Source organism: Pseudomonas sp. B21_DOA, assembly GCA_030544685.1.
Lineage (GTDB): Bacteria > Pseudomonadota > Gammaproteobacteria > Pseudomonadales > Pseudomonadaceae > Aquipseudomonas > Aquipseudomonas fluorescens_AO.
This window is the reverse complement of sequence record CP086683.1, coordinates 746521-769504: the sequence shown is the minus strand read 5'-3', so window position 1 is coordinate 769504 and position 22984 is coordinate 746521. Positions and strand designations below refer to the sequence as shown.

Below are 22984 nucleotides of genomic sequence, written 5' to 3'. Positions count from 1 at the left end.
CCAGAAGTCTGCCGCCATGCGTCCTGCCCGTGCCCTGATCGACCTTCAAGCCCTGCGTCACAACTACCGAATTGCCCGTGAAGTCACCGGCGCCAAGGCGCTCGCGGTGATCAAGGCGGACGCCTATGGCCATGGCGCGGTGCGTTGCGCCCAGGCGCTGGAAGCCGAGGCTGACGGATTTGCGGTGGCCTGCATTGAAGAAGCACTGGAGCTGCGTTCCGCTGGGATTCGCGCGCCGGTATTGCTGCTGGAAGGCTTCTTCGAAGCCGACGAGCTGGCGTTGATCGTCGAGCATGATTTCTGGTGCGTGGTGCATTCGCTGTGGCAGCTCGAAGCGATCGAACAGGCAGCGCTGAGCAAGCCGATTACTGTTTGGCTGAAGCTAGATTCCGGCATGCACCGCGTCGGTCTGCATCCGAAAGACTACCCTGCGGCATATCAACGTCTGCTGGCCAGCGGCAAGGTGGCGAAAATCGTGTTGATGAGCCACTTCGCCCGCGCCGATGAATTGCACGCGCAAAGCAGCGCCGAGCAGGTCGCGGTGTTCGAAGCGGCGCGTCAAGGGCTGGCGGCGGAAGTCAGCCTGCGCAACTCGCCAGCCGTGCTCGGTTGGCCAGAAATCCAAAGCGATTGGGTCCGCCCGGGCATCATGCTCTACGGCGCGACCCCGTTCGAAGAAGCCAACGCCGTCGCTGAACGCCTGCAACCAGTGATGACCCTCGAATCGAAAGTCATCAGTGTGCGTGAATTGCCGGCCGGCGAACCGATCGGCTATGGCGCCAGATTCATCACCGACAAGCCGATGCGCATCGGTGTGGTCGCCATGGGGTACGCCGACGGCTACCCGCGCCAGGCGCCGACCGGCACGCCGGTACTGGTGGCCGGCAAATCCAGTCGCCTGCTGGGGCGCGTGTCGATGGACATGCTCTGCATCGATCTGACCGACGTAGCGGAAGCGGGGCTTGGTTCAACTGTCGAGCTGTGGGGTAAAAACATCCTCGCCAGCGACGTGGCAAAGTGGGCCGATACCATCCCGTATCAGATCTTCTGCAACCTGAAACGGGTGCCAAGGCTCTATTCCGAGGGTTGACGCCGCTGCGGGGGCCAAGTGTTGTAAATACTGAACGCTGTCGCCATGATAACGCTCAATATTCTTACAACATCAGGAGGCTCCCGCCTTGGACGTCGGTGAACGACTGCAATCGATCCGCAAGCTCAAAGGGCTTTCCCAGCGTGAACTCGCCAAACGCGCGGGCGTCACCAACAGCACCATTTCGATGATCGAAAAGAACAGCGTCAGCCCTTCGATCAGTTCGCTGAGAAAGGTGCTCGGCGGCATTCCCATGTCGATGGTCGAGTTCTTTTCCGAAGAGATCCTGCAGGACCAACCGACCCAGATCGTCTACAAGGCCAACGAGCTGATCGACATCTCCGACGGCGCCGTGACCATGAAACTGGTCGGCCGGGCCCATCCGAGCCGCGCCATCGCCTTCCTCAACGAAATCTACCCGCCGGGCGCCGACACCGGCGAAGAAATGCTCACCCACGAGGGCGAGGAAACCGGGATTCTGGTGGAAGGTCGCCTCGAGCTGGTGGTAGGGCTGGAAACTTTTATCCTCGAAGCTGGCGACAGCTACTATTTTGAAAGTACCAAGCCGCATCGTTTCCGTAACCCGTTCGACGTACCGGCGCGACTAATCAGCGCAGCCACGCCGGCGAATTTCTAAGCAGAAGGCGCCAGGCCAATACGGCAGAGGCCCCCGAAACGATTTACCGATGCGCTACAAGACCCCTCTAACCATGGGGTTGTTTCAGTACAGCGGCCTACCCGCTATACTTGCGCCCGCCTGCGAACCGTGGCCGCAGGCGTGAATAGCCACCATTGAGGGTGAACGCGTGAACCTAATTATGAAAATGCTGGCCGCACCAGCAACCGTACTGGCCCTCTGGGCTGTCAGCGCTCAAGCTGCGACAAATGACGACATCGCCAAACGCCTCGAGCCCGTCGGCCAGGTGTGTGTCCAAGGGCAGGAATGCAAGGGTATGGAAGTGGCCGCGACGGCTGGCGGCGGTGGCGGGGCGAAGGCACCTAAAGACGTGATCGCCAAGCACTGCAACGCTTGCCACGGCACGGGCCTGCTTGGCGCGCCGAAGATCGGCGACAAGGCAGCCTGGAAGGAGCGGGCCGATCATCAGGGTGGTCTGGACGGCATTCTCGCCAAGGCCATCACCGGCATCAACGCCATGCCGCCGAAAGGCACCTGCGCCGATTGCTCCGATGAAGAGCTCAAGGGCGCGATCAAAGAGATGTCCGGTCTGTAATCAGCGCCGGCTTTGAAAAAACCGTCTTCGGACGGTTTTTTGTGCCTGTGGTTTCTGGTTTCCGATTCATTCAGGCCCTGATCCCTCCAAACCAAATGCTGTCCTTTGCAGCAAACTCAAGGCAATCTCGGTCTACCCCTATCAACGGAACGGGCGGGAGGCTTCAGATGGTGCAGTTGTGTTCGATCGAACAGGCGGTGGACGATGTGCTGGCGCGTTTGCCGGCGCACATCCACATGGGCCTGCCGCTGGGGCTGGGCAAGCCGAATCACTTCGTCAACGCGCTGTACCGGCGGATCAAGGAGCTGCCCGAACGGCAGCTAACGATCTATACCGCGTTGTGCCTCGGTCGGCCGAATCTGGGCGATGGCTTGCAGAAGCGTTTTATCGAGCCCTTCGTCGAGCGCGTGTTTGGTGACTATCCTGAGTTCGATTTCCTCGCTGATCTGCAGCGCGACAGCCTGCCCGCCAACATCCGCATCCAACAGTTCTTCATGCAGCCGGGCAGTCTGCTCAACAGCGCGCCGGCGCAGCAGGATTACGTCAGCAGCAATTACAGCCATGCCGCCCGCGACATCAACGCCGCGGGCCTGAACCTGGTGGCGCAATTACTGGCCAGCAGCAGCGAACATCCCGATCGTCTGAGCCTGAGCTGCAACCCGGACATCACCCTCGACCTGTTGCCGATGATCGCCAAGCGCCGTGAGGCGGGGAGACCATCGTGCTGGTCGGCCAGGTGCATACGGATCTGCCGTACATGCCCGGCGATGCGGAAGTCGACATCGACACCTTTGATCTGCTGATCGACGAGAAGGACAGCAGCACGCTGTTTTCAACGCCGAACATGCCGGTGGGGTTTCAGGATCATTTCATTGGCTTGCATGCGAGCACGCTGGTGCGCGATGGCGGCACGTTGCAGATCGGCATCGGTTCGATGGGCGATGCGTTGACCGCCGCGTTACTCGCGCGGCAGGCCGATAACGCCGGCTATCAGGCGTTGCTCGATGACATCAACCTCAGCCAATGGGCGCAATTGATTCAGCGCGAGGGCGGCACCGCGCCATTTGCCAAAGGCCTTTACGGTTGCAGCGAGATGTTCGTCAACGGGCTGTTGGTATTGGCGGATGCCGGGATCATTCGGCGCAAGGTCTATCCGGATGTGCCGACCCAGGAGCAGGCCAACGCCGGTACCCTCGACGAAGCCGCGCAGCCCGACGGTATCTCGGTGCACGGCGGCTTCTTCCTTGGCCCGCGCAGTTTCTACGAGCGGCTGCGCGAGTTGCCGCAAAGCAAGCTGCTGGAATTCAACATGACCCGCATCAGCTATATCAACGAGCTGTACGGCCAGGAAGAGCTCAAGCGCTTGCAGCGCATCGATGCGCGCTTCATCAACACCGTGTTCACCATGACTCTGCTCGGCGCCGGCGTGGCTGATCAATTGGCAGACGGACGCGTGCTCAGCGGTGTCGGTGGGCAGTACAACTTCGTTGCCCAGGGTCACGCGCTGGAGGGCGCGAGATCGATGTTGATCCTGCGCAGCTGGCGTGAGTCGGGCGGCGAGGTCAGCTCCAACATCGTCTGGGATTACGGCCACTGCACGATTCCGCGGCATCTGCGTGACATCGTCGTTACCGAGTACGGCATCGCCGACCTGCGCGGCAAATCCGACGCAGCGGTGATCGAAGCGCTGCTCAATATCAGTGATTCACGCTTCCAGCCGGGACTGATCGAACAGGCGCAAAAAGTTGGCAAGCTGCCGAAGGATTTTCGCCTCGATCCACGTTTCGCCGACAACACACCGCAGCGCTTGCAGGCGATTGCCGCACGGCATCCGAACCTGTTTCCGGAGTATCCGCTGGGCTGTGATTTCACCGCGATCGAACGAGATCTGCTGCGCGCGCTGAACTGGCTGAAGAGCAAGTTCAAGCTGACCGAGATTCTGGAATTGGGCAAGGCAGCGCTGGATGCGCCGGAGGCGTCGGCGTTCCCGGAACACCTTGAGCGGATGCAGCTGACGAACCCGGAAGGCTTGAAGGAGGACCTGTTTCAGCGCCTGCTGCTCACCGGCCTCAAAGCCACCGCGCAATAACTCCACCCCAGAACCCAATGTGGGAGCGAGCCTGCTCGCGAAAGCGGTGTGTCATTCACTCAACAGGGTGACTGAGACAATGCCTTCGCGAGCAAGCCCGCTCCCACAAGGATATTGCATGGTTACTCGATGAAGGTAACGACGCCATCCTTCAGCGATTGCACGCGAGCCAGCGATTCAACGCGGTAGCCCTGCGAGTCCAGTTCGGCGCGGCCGCCCTGGAACGACTTCTCGATGACAATGCCCAGACCGGCCACGGTGGCGCCGGCCTGTTTGATGATCGAAATCAGCGCTTGCGAGGCCTTACCGTTGGCCAGGAAGTCGTCGATGATCAGCACGCGATCGCTGCTGGTCAGGTGGCGCGGGAAATGGCCACGGTGCTTTCGGTCTTCTTGGTGAACGAGTATACGGTCGCCGAGAGCAGGTTTTCAGTCAGGGTCAGGGACTGTTGCTTGCGGGCGAAGATCACCGGCACGCCGAGGTTCAGCCCGGTCATGATCGCCGGGGCGATGCCCGAGGCTTCGATGGTGACGATCTTGGTGATCCCCGAATCCTTGAACAGCGCTGCGAATTCGTCACCGATCAGCTTCATCAGGGCCGGGTCGATCTGGTGGTTCAGGAAAGCGTCGACTTTCAGGACTTGATCGGAAAGCACGATGCCTTCTTCGCGGATTTTTTGTGCAGTGCTTCCACAACAGCTTCCTCTGTTGGCGCGATGGGCGCCGAAGGTAGATTAAAAAGTAGTCGATTCTAGCGCTTTAACATCGCGCGTATATCGGCCAATGCGCTATTGCCACGCACGGCTTTGACCTCAGTCGGGGTGTCGTCGTTGCCTTCCCAGGCCAGATCGTCCGGCGGCAGCTCATCCAGAAAGCGGCTCGGCGCGCAGTCGATGATTTCACCGTACTGCTTGCGCTTGGCAGCGAAGGTGAAGGCCAGGGTCTGGCGGGCGCGCGTGATGCCCACGTAGGCCAGGCGGCGTTCTTCTTCGATTGTGTCGGCTTCGATGCTGGAGCGGTGCGGGAGGATTTCCTCTTCCATGCCCATGATGAACACGTAGGGGAATTCCAGGCCCTTGGAGGCGTGCAGCGTCATCATTTGCACGCCTTCGGCGCCGTCCTCTTCTTCCTGCTGGCGCTCGAGCATGTCGCGCAGCACCAGTTTGCCGATGGCGTCCTCGACGGTCATCTCGCCGTCTTCGTCTTTCTCGAGGGTGTTTTTCAACGCCTCGATCAAGAACCAGACGTTGCCCATGCGGTAGTCGGCGGCCTTGTCGCTGGAGCTGTTGGTACGCAGCCAGTTCTCGTAGTCGATGTCCATGACCATGCTGCGCAGCGCCGAGATCGGATCTTCGCCGGCGCACTGCTCGCGGACCTTGTCCATGAAGCGCTTGAAGCGCGCCAGGCGATCAGTAAAGCGGCTGTCGAGATGTTCGCCGAGGCCAATTTCGTCGGTGGCAGCGTACATCGAGATCTTGCGCTCGGTGGCGTAGTTGCCGAGCTTTTCCAGGGTGGTCGAGCCGATCTCGCGGCGCGGCACGTTGATCACACGCAGGAAGGCGTTGTCGTCATCCGGGTTGACGATCAGGCGGAAGTAGGCCATCAAGTCCTTCACTTCCTGGCGACCGAAGAAGCTGTTGCCGCCGCTCAGGCGATACGGCACCTGATGGTGCTGCAGCTTCAATTCGATCAGCTTGGCCTGATAGTTGCCGCGATAGAGAATCGCAAAATCGCTGTACGGACGATCGGTGCGCAAGTGCAGGCTGAGGATTTCCATGGCCACGCGCTCGGCTTCGGCATCCTCGTTGCGGCAGCGGATCACGCGGATCTCGTCGCCGTGGCCCATCTCGCTCCACAGCTGCTTTTCGAATTCGTGCGGGTTGTTCGAAATCAGCACGTTGGCGCATCGCAGGATGCGGCTGGTGGAGCGGTAGTTCTGCTCGAGCATCACCACTTTCAACGACGGATAGTCGTCCTTGAGCAGCATCAGGTTTTCCGGGCGCGCGCCACGCCAGGCGTAGATCGACTGGTCGTCGTCACCCACCACGGTGAACTGGTTGCGCTTGCCGATCAGCATCTTCACCAACAGGTACTGGCTGGCGTTGGTGTCCTGGTATTCGTCGACGAGCAGGTAGCGCACCTTGTTCTGCCACTTTTCGAGAATGTCGGCGTGTTCCTCGAAGAGCTTTACCGGCAGCAGGATCAGGTCGTCGAAGTCCACCGCGTTGAACGCCTTGAGCGTGCGCTGATAGTGGGTGTAGACGATGGCGGCAGTCTGTTCCTTGGGATTGCGCGCATTCTCCAGGGCCTGAGCGGGCAGGATCAGGTCATTTTTCCAGGCGCCGATCATGTTCTTGATTTCGTCGACGCCGTCGTCGCCTGCGTATTCCTTCTGCATGATGTCGGTCATCAGGGCTTTGACGTCGGTCTCGTCGAAGATCGAGAAACCGGGTTTGTAGCCCAGCCGCGCATGCTCCTTGCGGATGATGTTCAGGCCCAGGTTGTGGAAGGTGCAGACCGTCAGGCCGCGCCCTTCGCCGGCACGTAACAGGGTGCCGACCCGCTCTTTCATTTCGCGCGCGGCCTTGTTGGTAAAGGTCATGGCGACGATGTACTGGGCGCGGATGCCGCAGTTCTGGATCAGGTGCGCGATCTTGCGCGTGATCACGCTGGTCTTGCCGGAGCCAGCACCGGCGAGCACCAATAGAGGGCCGCCGACGTAGTTCACGGCTTCTTGCTGCCGGGGATTGAGTCGGGACATACGAAAATTCGGGAGTCGTTGACGAAATGGGCCGGCATTTTAACAGGCTCAGCGATTTCTGCTGCTCTGTCCGACTTGTGACGCAGCACGCGATTCAGATTTGCCGGTTTTGTTACTTTCACGCAGGATGCGCGGGGATTTTGCGGCTAATGTTCTCCTTCTGACGCAAAATAACGTTTTGATGCCGTTGTCATCAGACAACACATTGGTCATTGTTCAGCACAACGGCATAATGCCCCGCCTACATCATTGCAGAGTCTAGGGAGTCAGCTTGTCTACGCCTGTCGAACCCTTGCGTTTGCTGCTACTGGCCGAAGAGCCGGCGTGGACAGCGTTGTTGCGTGAGTGTCTGGCTCCGATGGGGAGCGCGGCGGTGCTGATCAGCGCGCCGAACTGGGATTCAGTCAGCCGCCTGTTCGAAGACAACCGTCACGCGGTGTTGCTGACCCTGCCGGCGTTGCAACCGCCGCCCGGGCGCTGCAGCCTGCCGACCGTTCTGCTGCTGGAGCACGAACCGGCCACCGCGCCGATCGGTGTCAGCGACTGGCTGGTGTTCGACGCCCTCGATGCCGGCATGCTCCAGCGTTGCCTGCGCCATGTGCGCGAACGCGGCGTGCTGGAAAACACTTTGCAGCGCCTGGCCGAACAGGACCCGCTGACCGGCATCGCCAACCGTCAGGGCTTTCAGACCTTGCTCACCGCGCGTCTTGCCGAAGGCGACGGTCGCGGTCTCGCTCTCGGCCACCTCGATCTCGACAATTTCCGCCATGCCAACGACGCCCTTGGTCATCAGGCTGGCGATCGCTTGATTCTGCAAGTTGTTGCGCGGCTGAAAAGTCAGCTGGAGGCCGGCGATCAACTGGCGCGGCTGGGCAGTGATGAATTCGCTTTGCTGATCGACACCCGCCGCGCGCCGCAACGCGCCGAGTGGATGGCTGAACGCATCACCGAAGCCTTGGCCGAACCTTATTGGGTCGACGGCGAGAGTCTGCTGATCGGTTCCAGCCTCGGCATCGCCCATGCCCGCGCCAATGGCGGCGCCGATCCGCTGATGTGGCACGCGCACATCGCCATGCAGCAGGCCAAGAGCACACAGGGTTGCACTTTTCATATCTTCAACGAACGCATCAACCGCAACGCGCGCAGCATGGCCGACCTCGAAAGTGAACTGCGCCGGGCCTTGCGCCGCGATGAACTGGAACTGCATTACCAGCCACGCCTGAATCTTGCGGACGGCCAGATTGTCGGCCTTGAAGCGCTGGTGCGCTGGCGTCATGGCGAACGCGGTCTGTTGCCGCCGAGCGAATTCGTGCCACTGGCCGAACAGAGCGGTCTGATCGTGCCGCTGGGTTACTGGGTGATCGCTCGCGCGCTGCGTGACATGCAGGCGTTGCGCGAACAGGGTCTGGCGCCGCTGCACATGGCGATCAACCTGTCGTTCCGGCAGTTTCAGGACAGCCAGTTGCTGCCGACGCTCAGCCGTCTGATTGCCGAACGCGGCGTCGAGGCGCAGTGGCTCGAGTTCGAACTGACCGAAACCGCGGTGATGCGGCGCAGCGATCTGGTCAAACAGACCATGGACGCCCTCGGCCGCCTCGGCGTGCGCTTCTCGCTGGACGATTTCGGCACCGGGTTTTCGTCGTTCGTGCACCTCAACAGCCTGCCGATCACCTTGCTGAAGATCGACAAGAGTTTCGTCGGCGGCATGGAACAGCGCGAAGAGAACCGCAAACTGGTACACGCGATGATCAACCTCGCGCACAACCTGCATCTGGAAGTGGTTGCCGAAGGGGTCGAGACGCCAGAGCAGCTGGATTTGTTGCGCGGGTTCGGTTGCGATCAGGTGCAGGGCTATCTGATCAGCCGGCCGTTGCCGTTGGAGGATCTGGTGGAATATCTGATCTTTGGAGCCAGTCAGCAGGCTTCGGTGGAAGCCATTTAAAGATCGCAGCCTTCGGCAGTTCCTACCTTGGAATGTGTTCCCTTGTCGGAGCCGCCGAAGGCTGCGATCTTTGATCTTAATCCGCGCCGATGGCCTCGAACCTCTCTGCAACTGGCTCGCGCCGAATCATCCGCTGCATCTTCCATTCAAACGCCAGCGTCAGGCTCACCGCCGCGCATGCCAGCCCCAGCGCCAGGCCCCACCACACGCCCGTCGGCCCCCAATTGAGGTGGAACGCCATCCACCACGCCGCCGGTGCGCCAATCAGCCAATAGCAAGCGAGCCCCACGAGAAATGTGGTTTTGGCATCCTTGAGTCCACGAATGCAGCCCATGGCAATCGTCTGCGTGCCGTCGAACAACTCGAACCACGCCGCCACCGCCAACAGGCTCACCGCCAGACGGATCACCTCGGCAAACGCCGGGTCGTTGTGGTCGAGGAACAGGCCGACCAACTGATTCGGCCACAGCCAGAACACCAGGGCGAAGCCGAGCATTACTACTGCTCCGAAGGCGATGCCGACACGCCCGGACATGCGTGCGTCGATCAGTTGCCCGGCGCCGTAGTGTTGGCCGACGCGCATGGTGATGGCATAGGACATCCCGGCCGGGACCATGAAGGCCACCGACACGATCTGCAGTGCAATCTGATGCGCACCCATTTGCGTACTGCCCATGGTGCCCATGCACAACGCGGCAAAGGCAAACAGCCCGACTTCCACCGCATAGGTGCCGCCAATCGGCAGACCCAGGCGCCACAACTCTTTCAGGTATTGCCGGTTCGGCCGCGACAGACCGGCGCGCAGCGGATAAGCGTCATAGGCCGGATGCCGGCGAATGTGCCAGGCCAGCGCCAGTGCCATGCAATTGGCGACAATCGCCGTGACCAGACCGATGCCGGTCAAACCCAATTGCGGCAGGCCGAACATGCCGGTGATCAGCGCGTAGTTGAGGAGGAAATTGGCCACGGTGCCGGCGAGGCTGATGACCATCACCGGCGTCGCCCGGCCGATTGCACTGGTAAAACCGCGCAGGGCCATGAAGCTCAAGTAACTGGGCAGGGCGAAGGGCAGGGCGATGAGAAACTGCCCGGCGGCGTTGACGTTGGTTTCGGTCTGGCCGAACAGCAGCAACACCGGTTTCAGGTTCCACAACAGCAGCCCGGCGCCGAGGGCCATCAGCCAGGCCAGCCACAACCCGGCCTGGGTCAGGCGCGCGGCGCCGAGGATGTCACCGGCACCCTGACGGATCGCCACCAATGTGCCGACCGCTGCAATCACGCCGATGCAGAAAATCGACACGAACGAGTAACTCGCCGCACCGAGGCCACCTCCGGCCAGCGCTTCTGGACTCAGGCGCGCCATCATCAGGGTGTCGGTCAGCACCATCAGCATGTGCGCCAACTGCGAAGCAATCAGCGGCCCCGCCAGCCGCAGGATGGCCCAGAGTTCGGTACGCACAGGATGCCGCATGGTCATCACCACCTGATTTCAGAGGGAACAGAAGAGCGTCGATTCTCGGCGCTTGGCAGGCGTTGCACAAAGGGATAAAAAGGATGGGTGGCATGATTAATACTCATCCTGAAACGTACCCGCCGGATTGGCTATATCCCCGCTACTGGAGCTTTGTGTATGTCCCGACGCCTTCCTCCGTTGTATGCCCTGCGCGCATTCGAAGCGGCAGCGCGACACAGCTCGTTCACGCGCGCGGCGGAAGAACTGTCGATCACTCAGAGCGCGGTCAGTCGGCACATCCGCACCCTTGAAGAACATTTCGCCTGCCGGCTGTTCCATCGCAGCGGGCGCAACCTGCAACTGACCGAGTCGGCGCGGCTGCTGTTACCCGGCATCCGCGAAGGCTTTGCCGCCCTTGAACGCGCCTGCAATACCTTGCGCGCCGAGGACGACATCCTGCGCATGAAGGCGCCTTCAACCCTGACCATGCGTTGGCTGTTGGCGCGGCTGAGTCGCTTCCGCCATTTACAGCCGGGCAATGAGGTGCAACTGACCAGTGCGTGGATGGATATCGATTCGGTGGACTTCAACAACGAACCATTCGATTGCGCGGTGTTGCTCAGTGACGGGCATTTCCCGCCGGACTGGGAAGCGAGCCTGCTGTTTCCCGAGGAACTGATTCCGGTCGGCGCGCCGAACCTGCTCAATGATCAACCTTGGGACGTGGCGCGCCTGGCGAGCGCTGAACTGCTGCACCCGACCCCGGATCGCCGCGACTGGCGCAGTTGGCTGGAGCGCATGGGGCTGTCCGATCAGGTCTCGCTCAAGGGCGGACAAGTGTTCGATACGCTGGAGCTGGGCATGATTGCGGCGGCGCGTGGTTACGGTGTCTCCATGGGCGATTTGCTGATGGTTGCCGAAGATGTCGCGCAGGGGCGCCTGAGTCTGCCGTGGCCGACCGCCGTCGCCAGTGGCCTGAATTATTACCTGGTATGGCCAAAGCCACGCCCGGGAGGTGAACGTTTGCGCCGCCTCAGCGACTTTCTGCAAGGCGAGGTCCGTGCCATGCAACTGCCGACGGTAGAGCGCTTGAGCTGAAACGTTCGAGCCGGCACAATGCCACTACTGCGCCATACCCACGCAAAGTGCTCAAGTATTCGGTTTTACCGCCGACTACGAGCATGTGGAACCGTCGTGCCGGTTCTGCGCTACCCCCATTATTAGAATATTTTCCGGGCAATTACCGCGATCAAGGAGGATTCGGTGGCTCGGCCAGGAGCTGTTCATGTCTCAACCTCGTGCTCGGATCGCCTCGCAGTTGGGCCTCGCCCTTGCTGTGATACTGGCGATAGTCATCAGCGGCAGTACGGTGTTCGCCTTGCGTTCGCTGGATTCCGCCAACCTCGCCACCCGTGAAGAGCATCTGGCCAGTGAGGCCCGGCTGCTGGCCGATCAGCTGAGTACCTTCCACGGTACGCTGCGCGAAAGCACCCTGCGCTTGAGCGGTCTGTTCGAAAAGCGCTTCGGCAGTGGTTTGAGTGTGCACCCGGATCAGCCAGTGACCGTGGCCGGCGTGCAGACCCCGGGCCTGCACCTGGGCAACGAGGTGCTGAACAACAACTTCAAGGAAGTTGACGAGTTCAAGCAGATGACCGCCGGTGTGGCCACGGTATTCGTGCGCAGCGGCGAAGACTTCATTCGTGTCAGCACCAACGTCAGCAAGCAGGACGGCACCCGTGCCATTGGCACCGTGCTCGATCATGCCAACCCGGCGTACGCAAAGCTGATGGCGGGGCAGAGTTATGTCGGCCGCTCGCTGCTGTTCGAGCGTTACTACATGTCGCAGTACACCCCGGTACGCGATGCAGGCGGCAAGATTATCGCGGTGCTGTACGTCGGCTTCGACTACACCGACGCGCAGAACGCGCAGTTCGCCAATCTCAAGCGCTTCCGCATCGGCCAGACCGGCTCGCTGGCGCTCCTCGACGAGCAGAACAAATGGCTGGTGCCGATTGCCGGCGTCGAAGCTCTGGACCAAGCAGTACCGACCATCAACAACCTGGTGAAAACCCCGGGCAAAGGTGAGTTCTGGAGCGACAAGGGCGAAGACTTCTATAGCATCGCTGTGCCGTTCGAAGGTGGCCCGTGGTCGGTGGTGGCGAGCATGCCGAAAGCCGAGATCCGCGCGGTGACCTGGAGCGTCGGTACGCAACTGGCGATCGGCAGCCTGCTGGCGATGTTGCTCGCGGTCGGTTCCGTGGTCTGGCTGCTGCGCAGCAAACTCGCCCCGCTGGGCGATCTGGTGCGTCAGGCCGAGGCGTTGGGCGCGGGCGATCTGAGTGTGCGGCTGAACGTATCGAGCCACGATGAAATCGGTCAGCTGTCCCGTGCGTTCAACCAGATGAGCCAGGCGCTGTCGACCATGGTCGAGCACATCCGCCGCGCTTCGGAAGAGGTCAACAGCCGTGCGCAGGCGCTGTCCGGTCTGTCCGGTGGTGCTTACGAAGGCATGGAGCAACAGTCGGGCGAAATCACCAGCATGGCCGGCGCCGTGGAAGAGTTCAGCGCGACGTCGCTGAACATTGCCGACAACATGGGTGCGACGCAGCGCCTGGCGCAGGAAAACGCTCAGCAAACGCAGATTGGCCGCAGCTCGATGGAAGAAGCATCGTCGTCGCTGGAGCAGATCGCCGGTGCGCTGAACAGCACTGCCACGGTGATCAACACCCTCGGCCAACGCTCGCAGGAAATCGGCGGCATCGTCGGCGTGATCACCTCGATCGCCGAACAAACCAACCTGCTGGCGCTCAACGCTGCCATCGAAGCCGCTCGTGCCGGTGAGCAAGGTCGCGGTTTCGCCGTGGTCGCGGACGAAGTGCGCAGCCTCGCCTCGCGTACCCGTCAGGCCACTGATGAAATCTCCAGCATGATCCACAGCATCCAGCAGGAAACCGGCAACGCGATCAGCACCATGGAGCAGGGCAACGTGCTGATGCAGGAAGGCCTGTCGCGCAACGCCAATGTCGCCTCGGCGCTGGCGCGGATCGACGAGCAGAGCCGTTCGGCAGGGCAGCAGTTTGCCGCGATCACCACTGCCACTCAGGAACAAAGCAGCACGGCAACGTTGCTGAGCAGCAACTTGCAGAGCATTGCCATGGCCAACAGCGAGCAGCGTGAGGTGGTGTCTAACCTGGCTGTCACCGCTAAAGAGCTGGAGAAGCTGGCGGCGGATCTGCGTTCCGAGGTTGACCGCTTCCGTTGATGCATCTTTGAAACAGCTATCGCGAGCAGGCTCGCTCCCACAGTAGTCGGCGTAATTCACAAATATTGTGAAGGCCAGATGTCCCTGTGGGAGCGAGCCTGCTTGCGAATGCTTTCCTCCCACCGCTTCTTTGGACTTGCTGAAACGTTTCCGCAGCGCTATAAAAATGGCACAACTCCAATAAAGGCTGCTGCCATGACCCCGCTCAAACTCCTCGTCGCCCTCGGCGCGTTCTCTGCCGCTTCCCACGCCATGGCCTGGGACTATGTCCTGCTCGACGCCAATACTCCGGCAAAGAACTGGACGATCACCAGTGAGCAACTCGGCGTAAAAACCGCCAAAGCGTTTTCCGTGACCCTGCGTACTCTGCATGGCGGTCGTCAGGAGGGCGTCAGCATTGTCGATATCGATAACGGCACGATGAAGCTGTCGGTAGTGCCGACCCGTGGCATGAACGTGTTGCAGGCTTCGGTGGGCGACGTTCGGATGGGCTGGGATTCGCCGGTCAAAGAGGTGGTCAACCCGGCGTTCATCGAACTCAACGGTCGCGGTGGCCTGGGTTGGCTGGAAGGCTTCAATGAACTGGTCACCCGTTGCGGCTACGAGTGGGTTGGCCATCCCGGTATGGACAACGGTGAACTGCTGACTCTGCATGGTCGTGCCGCCAACATACCGGCCAGCGCCGTTACTCTGCACATCGACGAGAAGCCGCCCTATGCCATTACGCTGCGTGGCGAGCTGAAAGAGCAGGCATTCAAGAAAGTCGATTTCTCGGTAGCGACCGAACTGGTCACCGAACCGGGCAGCGCAAGCTTCGCCCTCAACGACACCCTGACCAACAACGGCGATTATGCGAAGGAATATCAGGCGCTGTATCACAGCAATTTCAGCACGCCGTTTCTCGAGCAGGGCGCGAAATTCGCTGCGCCGGTGAAGCAGGTGTCGCCGTTCAACGACAAGGCCAAGGGCGATCTGCCCGACTGGCAGACCTATCGCGCGCCAACCAAGGATTACGACGAAACGGTCTATAACGTCGTGCCGTATGCCGATGCCAAAGGGCAGACGCTGACCGTGCTGCACAACAAGGCCGGCAGCCTCGGCGTGTCCGTTGGCTTCAATACTCAGCAGTTGCCAGTATTTTCGCTGTGGAAAAACACTGATACCCAAGGGCAGGGCTACGTCACCGGACTGGAGCCGGGGACAAGTTTTTCCTACAACCGTCGCTATCAGCGGCCATTGAACCTGGTGCCGACCATTGCCCCGAAAGAACATAAACAGTTCCAGATCAGCTACACCCTCCTCGCGGACAAGGTGGCTGTGGATAACGCTTTGAAGCGCGTGACCGAGATTCAGGCCGGGCGCGACACCGAAGTGCGCCAGGCACCGCTGGTTGATCTGACTGAGCATTAAGGTGTCGCCGGCCGGTATTGCAGTGCCTCGGCCAGATGCTCGCGGGTAATCGCATCGGCCTGTTCAAGATCCGCCAGCGTGCGCGCGACCTTGAGCAGGCGATGCGCCGAGCGCAGCGACAGGATCAATCGCTCGCAGGCCGCTTCCAGCCATTTTTCGTCGGCTGTGGATAACTTGCAATGACGCTTCAATTCCGGCAAATCCAGAAACGCATTGGCACAGCGCTGACGTTTCTGCTGGCGCTCCCGCGCTTCGGCCACAAGTGCTGCGGCGCTGGCGCTGTCCTCGCCGGGCTTGGCTGCCGGATTCAATGCGGTCGCTTCACGCGCCACAGTCAGGTGCAGATCGATCCGGTCCAGCAGCGGTCCTGACAGTTTGTTGCGATAGCGCTGGACCATGTCCGGCGTGCACGAGCATTTGCCGCTGGGCTCGCCAAGATATCCACAGGGGCACGGATTCATTGCTGCCACCAGCTGAAACCGCGCGGGGAAACGCACGCGGTCCTTGGCCCGGGCGATGACGATATGCCCGGACTCCAGGGGCTCGCGCAACACCTCGAGAACCTTGCGATCAAACTCCGGCAATTCATCAAGAAACAGCACGCCGTGATGGGCGAGGGTGATTTCACCGGGTTGCGGCTTCGAACTGCCACCGACCAATGCCGGCCCTGAAGCCGAATGGTGCGGTTGGCGGAAGGGCCGTTGCGGCCAGTGAGTCAGAGGCACCCCGCTGGCGACCGACTGAATCGCTGCCACTTCCAGCGCCTCGCATTCGGAAAGCGGTGGCAGCAACCCCGGCAAACGACTGGCCAGCAATGTCTTGCCAGTGCCCGGCGGCCCGCTGAACAACAGGTTATGCGCCCCCGCGGCGGCAATCAGCAGTGCGCGCTTGGCGGCTGTCTGACCCTGCACCTCGTTGAGGTCGGGATAGGGTTTGGCAGCGTGCATCAAACCATCGGAAACGTAAGGCTCGACCGGCGTGTGCCCATTGAAATGCGCCACCGCTTCCAGCAAATGATCGACCGCAAATACCTTGAGGCCCGAGGCCAGGCACGCCTCTTCCGCATTAGCCCGAGGCACCACCAACGCCCGCCCGGCCTTGCGCGCCGCCAATGCTGCCGGCAGCACGCCACGCACCGGCCGCACGGCACCCGACAGCGCCAACTCACCCAGACATTCCACCTCATCCAGGGTCAGGCAGGGCACCTGCACACTGGCCGACAGAATCCCCAAGGCAATCGCCAGATCGAAGCGCCCGCCATCCTTGGGCAGATCCGCCGGCGCCAGATTCAAGGTGATCCGCCGCGCCGGAAATTGCAGCCCGGAATTGATGATCGCGCTGCGTACCCGATCCTTGCTCTCCTTCACCGCCGCTTCGGGCAGGCCGACCATGGTCAGCGACGGCAGACCGTTGGCCAGATGGACTTCGACGGTAACAGCGGGGGCTTCCACGCCAATCTGGGCGCGACTGTGGACAATGGAGAGGGACATGGTCGTTCCTTGAGCTGAATCGGGGAGCCGCTTCCTGCGGGTTTTTGAAGGGTAGTAGGGCGAAGCCATTTTAGTGGGGTGAGTGGAGCGCAAAAATTTCGCAGGATGTTGCCGCAAGAAATGCCAGGAACTTGCCAGGCCATGGCAAACGGGAATAGGGGAGAGTTTGTGTAGGAGATAGCAACGGGTTCAGTAAGAACCAGCAAGCATGCGTAGTCCGTTTCTGAAAGTCCTGAGAGAACACCCAAATCGCAAGATCATCTGTTTGCGCTAATGATTTTCACGAATAAACTCAGCGTTAATGCATAACGTTAAGCTTTAAACTATGATCGTTAGCTTCAGATGTCCTGAAACCGAATACCTGTTCCGAAGTGGTAAAACCCGTTTCTGGTCAGCCATATTGAGTGTCGCGGAACGTAAGCTGACGATGCTTGATGCGGCAGCTGCGTTGGCTGATCTCCGATCTCCTCCCGGAAATCGGCTCGAGTCTCTGGGAGGCGATCGGAAGGGGCAATACAGTATTCGTATCAACGCCCAATGGCGAATTTGCTTCGTCTGGGGCCTGAATGGGCCCGAGGATGTTGAAATCGTCGATTATCACTGAGGTGAGTATGACCAAGAATGGTATGCGTCCGGTCCATCCCGGCGAGATCCTCAAAGAGGAGTATCTGGAGCCTTTGAGCCTCACAGCCGCTGCGTTGGCGAGAGCATTGAGCGTGTCTACTCCGACGGTGAACGATATCGTTCTACAGCGCCGGGGCATCAGCGCTGACATGGCTTTAAGACTTTCAATCTGTCTGGACACCACTCCTGAGTTTTGGCTGAACCTCCAATCGACTTACGATCTGCGAAAAGCCGAAATTGAAAGAGGAGCTGCAATCCGTGATCAGGTCGAGCGGCTGGCACATTGCGCTTGATAGTGAATCTAGGCAGTGGAGCTGAAGGCTGCTTGAAGGAAAACGTTTGAAGGTGTTTTTTCGACGCCTTTAAAGCTGAAGAGCGTGCCCAACCTTCACTGTCAGTAGTGATGCTATTCAGCCGGCGGATTCAGTTTCGCCTCCATCTCCGCCACCTTCGCTTCAAGACTCTCAAGCCGTGCCCGCGTGCGCGCCAACACCACCATCTGACTATCGAACTCTTCCCGGCTGACCAGATCGAGTTTGCTGAAGGCACTTTGCAGCAGCATTTTGAACTGGCTTTCGATTTCGGCTTTCGGCAGCGGGGTATCGCCGCTGAAGAGGCGGGAGGCGGTGCCGCTCAGGGCGTCGAGGAAGTCTTTGGGCGCGAGCATGGGAAATGTCCTGGAAACAATGGCCGGCAGTGTATCACGCAGTGTCTATAGTCAATCCCGTTGCACGGATGCACGCTTTTCGCGCAGGGGGCGGACGGTGGCGCACCGTTGTTGTGCGTATCGGCAAACGCTGTTCTGCCCGAGCGCGTGCAACAGGCGCCAAGAGATTGAAATGCAGGGTTTTTGCCGAGCTGGCAAGGTTTCTGCTTAGTCACCCTCGACCCATGCACTGATGCAGTCGCTGTGACGAATGCAGTGCGGCAGACGAAGCGGGAGTTTCGTCTGATGCGGTTAGCTGGCGTCAACGATGCGTTACAAAGCCAGGCACTGCGCTTAGACTTGAGACGGGTTTGTTTTCCTGGGGCAAGTCCACCAATTCGGGAGAGAGTTTCATGAAGCTAGTCACTGCCATCATCAAGCCGTTCAAGTTGGACGACGTGCGCGAGTCGCTGTCCGAAATCGGCGTGCAGGGCATTACCGTCACTGAAGTCAAAGGCTTCGGCCGGCAGAAGGGTCACACCGAGCTGTATCGCGGCGCGGAATATGTGGTCGATTTTCTGCCCAAGGTGAAAATCGACGTGGCCATCGACGACAAGGATCTGGATCGGGTTATCGAGGCGATAACCAAAGCGGCCAACACCGGCAAGATCGGTGACGGCAAGATCTTCGTGGTCAATCTGGAACAGGCGATCCGCATCCGTACCGGCGAAACCGATACCGACGCGATCTAAGCGCCGCCACAAACCCAACGCCCCAGGAGAAAACTATATGACTCTGCGTAAATTCGCAGGGCTAGGCGCCCTGTTGTCCATCGTAATGCCCGGCATCGCCATGGCGGCAGACGAAGTGGCAGCGCCAGTCCTCAATTCCGGCGACACCGCCTGGATGCTCACCTCGACAGCGCTCGTGCTGTTCATGACCATTCCCGGCCTGGCGCTGTTCTACGGCGGTATGGTTCGCTCGAAAAACATTCTTTCCGTGCTGATGCAGTGCTTCGCCATTACCGGTCTGATCAGCATCCTGTGGGTCATTTATGGCTACAGCATTGCCTTCGACACTACCGGCATGGAGCAGGGCGTCGTCAACTTCAATTCATTCTTCGGCGGCATGGGCAAGGCGTTCCTCGCCGGTGTCACGCCTTCGAGCATCACCGGCCCGGCGGCGCTGTTCCCTGAGGCGGTATTCATCACCTTCCAGATGACCTTCGCGATCATTACTCCAGCGCTGATCGTCGGCGCGTTCGCCGAGCGCATGAAGTTCTCCGCGATGCTGATCTTCATGGGCGTCTGGTTCACTCTGGTTTATGCACCGATCGCGCACATGGTCTGGTCCGGTAACGGCGGCCTGATGTGGGACTGGGGCGTGCTCGACTTCGCTGGCGGCACCGTGGTGCACATCAACGCCGGTATCGCCGGCCTGGTCGCGTGCCTGGTATTGGGCAAGCGCAAAGGCTTCCCGACCACACCAATGGCTCCGCATAACCTCGGCTACACGCTGATGGGCGCGGCGATGCTGTGGGTCGGCTGGTTCGGCTTCAACGCCGGTTCCGCTGCTGCTGCCAACGGCACTGCCGGTATGGCGATGCTGGTTACCCAGATCGCCACTGCCGCTGCCGCACTGGGCTGGATGTTTGCCGAGTGGGTCACCCACGGCAAGCCAAGTGCACTGGGCATCGCTTCGGGCGTGGTCGCCGGTCTGGTCGCGATCACTCCGGCCGCTGGCACCGTAGGCCCGATGGGTGCACTGGTGATCGGTCTGGCCGCAGGCGTGGTGTGCTTCTTCTGCGCCACCACCCTGAAGCGCAAACTCGGCTATGACGATTCTCTGGATGCCTTCGGCGTGCACGGCATCGGCGGTATTCTCGGCGCGATCCTCACCGGTGTATTCGCAGCCCCGGCACTGGGCGGCTTCGGCACCGTGACCGACATCGGCGCGCAGGTCTGGATTCAGATCAAAGGCGTCGGCTTCACGGTGATCTACACCGCGATCGTCACCTTCATCATCCTCAAGGTGCTGGACGCCGTCATGGGGCTGCGTGTCACCGAGGAAGAAGAGTCGGTCGGCCTCGATCTGGCACAACACAACGAACGCGGCTACAACCTGTAAGTACGCGCGATAAAAAATTGCCCGGTTCGCCGGGCATTTTTTTGTCCGGGATTTGTCATCCAAGAAGCGGCTGAAAGGATTTTTCTTACGGCTTTGGTCGTCTTTACGACGAGGCTTTTTCTGCGGGCAATCGCTTACATCGCTGCAGGAATATTAGGGCCTTTGTTTTTTTCAGAGCACGCTAGAATGCGCCCCGAACGAGCGGAGAACTGTATGTGGCAACAGACTCTGATAACCCTGCGGGCACGGCCCGGGGCTTTCATCTGGTAACCGACGAGTTGCTCGCAGGCTTGCCTGAACTCAGGACCTGTCGGGTCGGTCTGTTGCATTTGTGGCTGCAGCACACATCGGCGTCGTTGACCATCAACGAGAACGCCGATCCGGCAGTTCGCCGCGACTTCGAACGATTTTTCAATCGTCTGATCCCACAAGGAACGGACGGCTACGAGCACAACGATGAAGGCCCGGACGATCTCCCGGCGCACTTCAAGGCCAGCGTGCTGGGTTGCCAGATCAGCCTGCCGGTTTCGGCAGGGCGGCTGGCACTGGGTACCTGGCAAGGGATTTATCTGGGCGAGCACCGTGATCACGGCGGTGCCCGTAAAGTCCTCGCCACCTTGCACGGTGAACAGGCATGAGCCGCTGCCGGGCAGCGGTGGAAGATTTTTCAACGGCGGCTTCGACAGCCGCCAAAGCTGGTCTATAACTAATCTGCTTTTGGCAAGTCATGAGGTAGAACATGAGCGACGATGATCTGGAAAACGACGACCTCGAAGTAGGCGACGAAGACGAGGCCGAGGAAGGCCTGGAAGCGGCAGCGGAAGACGTTGCCGAAGACGATGGCGGTGACGACACGCCGGCCCCGGCTGCCAAAGGCAAAGCCAAGGCTGCGGTATCGGTCGACGAGTTGCCGAGCATCGAAGCCAAGAACAAGGAGCGTGACGCCCTGGCCAAGGCCATGGAAGAATTCCTTGCGCGCGGCGGCAAGGTGCAGGAAGTAGAGGCCAACGTGGTCGCCGATCCGCCCAAAAAGCCGGACAACAAGTACGGCAGCCGCCCTATCTGAGGCGCGTCGCTCGCTTGCTGAAAAAGCCCGCCGTCGCTGCGGGCTTTTTCATGCCTGGAATCAATCCGTTGAAAACAAATGCAGTTCCCTGTGGGAGCGAGCCTGCTCGCGAAGAGGGCATGTCAGCCGACACACATGTTGAATGACACACCGCATTCGCGAGCAGGCTCGCTCCCACAGGGCTATAGATCAGTTCGAGGAAGCATTCCAGCGTGCGAGCACCGCTGGCAAATCGGTCAGGCTGCGAATCTCCGCATCCGGCAAGCGCTCCGCCTCCCAGACCTTGCCCGTCGGGTTGAACCACACCGCGCGCAAGCCTGCCTGCTGCGCCCCGGCGATGTCATCACCGGGATGATCGCCGACATGCACCGCTGCTTCAGCGCTTACGCCGCCCCGTTGCAAGGCTTCTTGGAACAGCCGCGCATCCGGTTTGGCGATGCCGATGTCTTCGGCGCACAAGGCGAACTTGAAGTAATCCGCCAGCCCCAGTCGACGCACGTCGGCATTGCCATTGGTGACCACGCCGAGGGCATAGTGATTGGCGAGCAGCTCCAGCAGCGGCTCGACTTCGGGGAACACTTCGATCTGATGCCGAGCGTGCAGGAATACTTCAAAAGCCTTGTCAGCCAGATCCGACGCTTCGCCGTGGGCATATCCGGCTTCTTCCAGCGCGTGGAACAGCACGCGTCGGCGCAACGCGCTGATGCGGTGCTTGAGCCCCGGTTCGCCCGCCAGCACGCGCTCGCGGATCGACCACAAATGCTCCACCGGCACTGCGCCCAGATTCGACGCATGTTCGCTCAGCCATTCGCGCAACACGGTTTCGGCGCTGGCGATCACCGGCGCGGTATCCCACAAAGTGTCGTCGAGGTCGAAGGTGATCAACTGAATGCTCATGAATCATCGCCTTTCATGCGTTTGGCCCGGGGTGGGCGCTGTCGTAGACCGCCGCCAGATGCTGGAAGTCGAGGTGGGTATAGATCTGTGTGGTTTTGATGTCGGAGTGGCCGAGCAATTCTTGCACCGCGCGCAGATCCTGCGAGGACTCGAGCAAATGGCTGGCGAACGAGTGCCGGAGCATGTGCGGATGCAGGTTCTGCCCCAGTTCGCGCTCGCCCGCGAGTTTGACCCGCACCTGAATCGCGCGCGGGCCAAGGCGCCGACCTTGCTGGCTGACAAAAACCGCATCGTCCGCCGGGTTGGTCATGGCTCTAAGCGGCAACCAGTGTTCCAAGGCTTCGCGAGCCTTGGTGCCAACCGGCAACAGCCGGGTCTTGCTGCCCTTGCCGAGCACCTGAACCATGCCGTCGGCGAGGTCGAGTTGATCGAGATTGAGCCCGGTCAGCTCGGACAGGCGCAGGCCGGAGGAATAGAACAGCTCAAGAATCGCCTGATCGCGCCGGGCGAGAAAATCGTCCTCGACCGCACCTTCCAGCAGTTGCAGGGCGCGGTCAGTGTCGAGGGTTTTCGGCAGGCGCCGTTCGCCTTTGGCGGGGCCAGGCCGGTGGCTGGGTCGTGGTCGCACAAGCCTTCGCGATTCAAGTAGTGATAGAGCCCGCGCACCGCTGAGAGCAGGCGGGCGAGGCTGCGCGAGGACTGGCCTTGCGCATGCAACCGGGCGATCAGGCTGCGCAGGCGCTGGATGTCCAGCGCGGCCCAGCTGCCGATGTTCTGCTTGATGCACCAACCGAGGACTTTATCAAGGTCGCGGCGATAAGCCGACAGGGTGTGCGGCGACACCTGTCGCTCACTGCGCAGATGTTCGCAGTAAGCGTCCAGTTGTCGTTCCATGG

At 60.6% G+C, this 22984-nt stretch carries 17 protein-coding genes and 5 pseudogenes; 15 read left to right on the top strand and 7 right to left on the bottom strand.

What is annotated here, in order from left to right; translation table 11 throughout:
• Nucleotides 1-16: 16 nt before the first annotated feature.
• The 4 genes and pseudogenes from alr (at nt 17) to LJU32_03660 (ending at nt 4411) form a co-directional block, all read left to right on the top strand.
• Nucleotides 17-1090 carry an alanine racemase gene (gene alr, locus LJU32_03675; protein WKV91035.1) on the top strand — a complete coding sequence of 358 codons (1074 nt, stop codon included), beginning with the start codon at nt 17-19 and terminating at the stop codon, nt 1088-1090.
• Between the two features lie 88 nt (nt 1091-1178).
• The gene (locus LJU32_03670) at nt 1179-1727 is read left to right on the top strand and encodes a cupin domain-containing protein (GenBank protein ID WKV89507.1); all 549 of its coding nucleotides are present in this window, start codon (nt 1179-1181) and stop codon (nt 1725-1727) included.
• Nucleotides 1728-1914: 187 nt separating this feature from the next.
• Nucleotides 1915-2322 (top strand): c-type cytochrome, encoded by a 408-nt coding sequence (locus LJU32_03665; GenBank protein ID WKV91034.1) that lies wholly within the window; start codon nt 1915-1917, stop codon nt 2320-2322.
• A gap of 167 nt (nt 2323-2489) precedes the next feature.
• Nucleotides 2490-4411, top strand: a pseudogene (locus LJU32_03660) (acetyl-CoA hydrolase).
• 122 nt (nt 4412-4533) lie between these two features.
• On the opposite strand, the pseudogene LJU32_03655 reads toward LJU32_03660, so the two are convergent.
• Both LJU32_03655 and rep read right to left on the bottom strand, forming a co-directional pair.
• Nucleotides 4534-5084 (bottom strand): annotated as a pseudogene (locus tag LJU32_03655) (xanthine phosphoribosyltransferase).
• Nucleotides 5085-5161: 77 nt separating this feature from the next.
• A complete protein-coding gene (gene rep, locus LJU32_03650) occupies nt 5162-7171 on the bottom strand; it encodes a DNA helicase Rep (protein WKV89506.1) in 2010 nt (669 codons plus the stop codon).
• 271 nt (nt 7172-7442) lie between these two features.
• On the opposite strand from rep, the gene LJU32_03645 reads away from it, so the two are divergent.
• A complete protein-coding gene (locus LJU32_03645; GenBank protein ID WKV89505.1) occupies nt 7443-9113 on the top strand; it encodes a bifunctional diguanylate cyclase/phosphodiesterase in 1671 nt (556 codons plus the stop codon).
• Nucleotides 9114-9189: 76 nt separating this feature from the next.
• Here LJU32_03645 and LJU32_03640 read toward each other — a convergent pair whose 3' ends face one another.
• Nucleotides 9190-10584: a NorM family multidrug efflux MATE transporter gene (locus tag LJU32_03640; GenBank protein WKV89504.1), complete on the bottom strand. Its 1395-nt coding sequence runs from the start codon at nt 10582-10584 to the stop codon at nt 9190-9192.
• Between the two features lie 159 nt (nt 10585-10743).
• Here LJU32_03640 and LJU32_03635 point away from each other — a divergent pair, with 159 nt between their 5' ends.
• The 3 genes from LJU32_03635 to LJU32_03625 all read left to right on the top strand — a co-directional run bounded on the left by LJU32_03635 (nt 10744) and on the right by LJU32_03625 (nt 15238).
• Nucleotides 10744-11664: a LysR family transcriptional regulator gene (locus LJU32_03635; protein ID WKV89503.1), complete on the top strand. Its 921-nt coding sequence runs from the start codon at nt 10744-10746 to the stop codon at nt 11662-11664.
• Between the two features lie 187 nt (nt 11665-11851).
• A complete protein-coding gene (locus tag LJU32_03630; GenBank protein WKV89502.1) occupies nt 11852-13828 on the top strand; it encodes a methyl-accepting chemotaxis protein in 1977 nt (658 codons plus the stop codon).
• Between the two features lie 195 nt (nt 13829-14023).
• Nucleotides 14024-15238 carry an aldose 1-epimerase family protein gene (locus LJU32_03625; GenBank protein WKV89501.1) on the top strand — a complete coding sequence of 405 codons (1215 nt, stop codon included), beginning with the start codon at nt 14024-14026 and terminating at the stop codon, nt 15236-15238.
• On the opposite strand, the gene LJU32_03620 is transcribed toward LJU32_03625, so the two are convergent.
• Nucleotides 15235-16728, bottom strand: a complete 1494-nt coding sequence (locus LJU32_03620; protein ID WKV89500.1) for a YifB family Mg chelatase-like AAA ATPase — start codon at nt 16726-16728, stop codon at nt 15235-15237. The two genes, LJU32_03625 and LJU32_03620, sit on opposite strands and share 4 nt — an antisense overlap.
• 325 nt (nt 16729-17053) lie before the next feature.
• On the opposite strand from LJU32_03620, the gene LJU32_03615 reads away from it, so the two are divergent.
• Together LJU32_03615 and LJU32_03610 are read left to right on the top strand one after the other, a co-directional pair.
• The gene (locus LJU32_03615) at nt 17054-17332 is read left to right on the top strand and encodes a type II toxin-antitoxin system RelE/ParE family toxin (GenBank protein WKV89499.1); all 279 of its coding nucleotides are present in this window, start codon (nt 17054-17056) and stop codon (nt 17330-17332) included.
• A 7-nt stretch (nt 17333-17339) separates the two neighbouring features.
• Nucleotides 17340-17645: a HigA family addiction module antitoxin gene (locus LJU32_03610; GenBank protein ID WKV89498.1), complete on the top strand. Its 306-nt coding sequence runs from the start codon at nt 17340-17342 to the stop codon at nt 17643-17645.
• Between the two features lie 113 nt (nt 17646-17758).
• On the opposite strand, the gene LJU32_03605 is transcribed toward LJU32_03610, so the two are convergent.
• Entirely contained in the window at nt 17759-18019 is a 261-nt protein-coding gene (locus LJU32_03605; GenBank protein WKV89497.1) for an accessory factor UbiK family protein, read from the bottom strand.
• 392 nt (nt 18020-18411) lie between these two features.
• On the opposite strand from LJU32_03605, the gene glnK reads away from it, so the two are divergent.
• The 5 genes and pseudogenes from glnK to LJU32_03580 all read left to right on the top strand — a co-directional run bounded on the left by glnK (nt 18412) and on the right by LJU32_03580 (nt 21371).
• The gene (gene glnK / locus LJU32_03600; GenBank protein WKV89496.1) at nt 18412-18750 is read left to right on the top strand and encodes a P-II family nitrogen regulator; all 339 of its coding nucleotides are present in this window, start codon (nt 18412-18414) and stop codon (nt 18748-18750) included.
• Nucleotides 18751-18787: 37 nt separating this feature from the next.
• Nucleotides 18788-20125, top strand: a complete 1338-nt coding sequence (locus LJU32_03595) for an ammonium transporter (GenBank protein ID WKV89495.1) — start codon at nt 18788-18790, stop codon at nt 20123-20125.
• A gap of 213 nt (nt 20126-20338) precedes the next feature.
• Nucleotides 20339-20763: pseudogene (locus LJU32_03590) on the top strand (secondary thiamine-phosphate synthase enzyme YjbQ).
• Between the two features lie 101 nt (nt 20764-20864).
• A complete protein-coding gene (locus tag LJU32_03585; protein ID WKV89494.1) occupies nt 20865-21191 on the top strand; it encodes a hypothetical protein in 327 nt (108 codons plus the stop codon).
• Nucleotides 21192-21269: 78 nt separating this feature from the next.
• Nucleotides 21270-21371, top strand: a pseudogene (locus LJU32_03580) (metal ABC transporter ATP-binding protein).
• A 9-nt stretch (nt 21372-21380) separates the two neighbouring features.
• Here LJU32_03580 and LJU32_03575 read toward each other — a convergent pair.
• The gene (locus LJU32_03575) at nt 21381-22088 is read right to left on the bottom strand and encodes an HAD family hydrolase (protein WKV89493.1); all 708 of its coding nucleotides are present in this window, start codon (nt 22086-22088) and stop codon (nt 21381-21383) included.
• Nucleotides 22085-22982, bottom strand: a pseudogene (gene xerC / locus LJU32_03570) (tyrosine recombinase XerC). The gene LJU32_03575 and the pseudogene xerC overlap by 4 nt, the downstream one beginning before the upstream one ends.
• Nucleotides 22983-22984 lie beyond the last annotated feature (2 nt).

Coding starts and splice junctions, on each gene's coding strand:
- alr (WKV91035.1), top strand. CDS start 17: ATGCGTCCTGCCCGTGCCCTGATCGACCTTCAAGCCCTGCGTCACAAC.
- LJU32_03665 (WKV91034.1), top strand. CDS start 1,915: ATGCTGGCCGCACCAGCAACCGTACTGGCCCTCTGGGCTGTCAGCGCT.
- rep (WKV89506.1), bottom strand. CDS start 7,171: ATGTCCCGACTCAATCCCCGGCAGCAAGAAGCCGTGAACTACGTCGGC.
- LJU32_03640 (WKV89504.1), bottom strand. CDS start 10,584: ATGCGGCATCCTGTGCGTACCGAACTCTGGGCCATCCTGCGGCTGGCG.
- LJU32_03635 (WKV89503.1), top strand. CDS start 10,744: ATGTCCCGACGCCTTCCTCCGTTGTATGCCCTGCGCGCATTCGAAGCG.
- LJU32_03630 (WKV89502.1), top strand. CDS start 11,852: ATGTCTCAACCTCGTGCTCGGATCGCCTCGCAGTTGGGCCTCGCCCTT.
- LJU32_03625 (WKV89501.1), top strand. CDS start 14,024: ATGACCCCGCTCAAACTCCTCGTCGCCCTCGGCGCGTTCTCTGCCGCT.
- LJU32_03620 (WKV89500.1), bottom strand. CDS start 16,728: ATGTCCCTCTCCATTGTCCACAGTCGCGCCCAGATTGGCGTGGAAGCC.
- LJU32_03615 (WKV89499.1), top strand. CDS start 17,054: ATGATCGTTAGCTTCAGATGTCCTGAAACCGAATACCTGTTCCGAAGT.
- LJU32_03610 (WKV89498.1), top strand. CDS start 17,340: ATGACCAAGAATGGTATGCGTCCGGTCCATCCCGGCGAGATCCTCAAA.
- LJU32_03605 (WKV89497.1), bottom strand. CDS start 18,019: ATGCTCGCGCCCAAAGACTTCCTCGACGCCCTGAGCGGCACCGCCTCC.
- glnK (WKV89496.1), top strand. CDS start 18,412: ATGAAGCTAGTCACTGCCATCATCAAGCCGTTCAAGTTGGACGACGTG.
- LJU32_03595 (WKV89495.1), top strand. CDS start 18,788: ATGACTCTGCGTAAATTCGCAGGGCTAGGCGCCCTGTTGTCCATCGTA.
- LJU32_03585 (WKV89494.1), top strand. CDS start 20,865: ATGAGCGACGATGATCTGGAAAACGACGACCTCGAAGTAGGCGACGAA.
- LJU32_03575 (WKV89493.1), bottom strand. CDS start 22,088: ATGAGCATTCAGTTGATCACCTTCGACCTCGACGACACTTTGTGGGAT.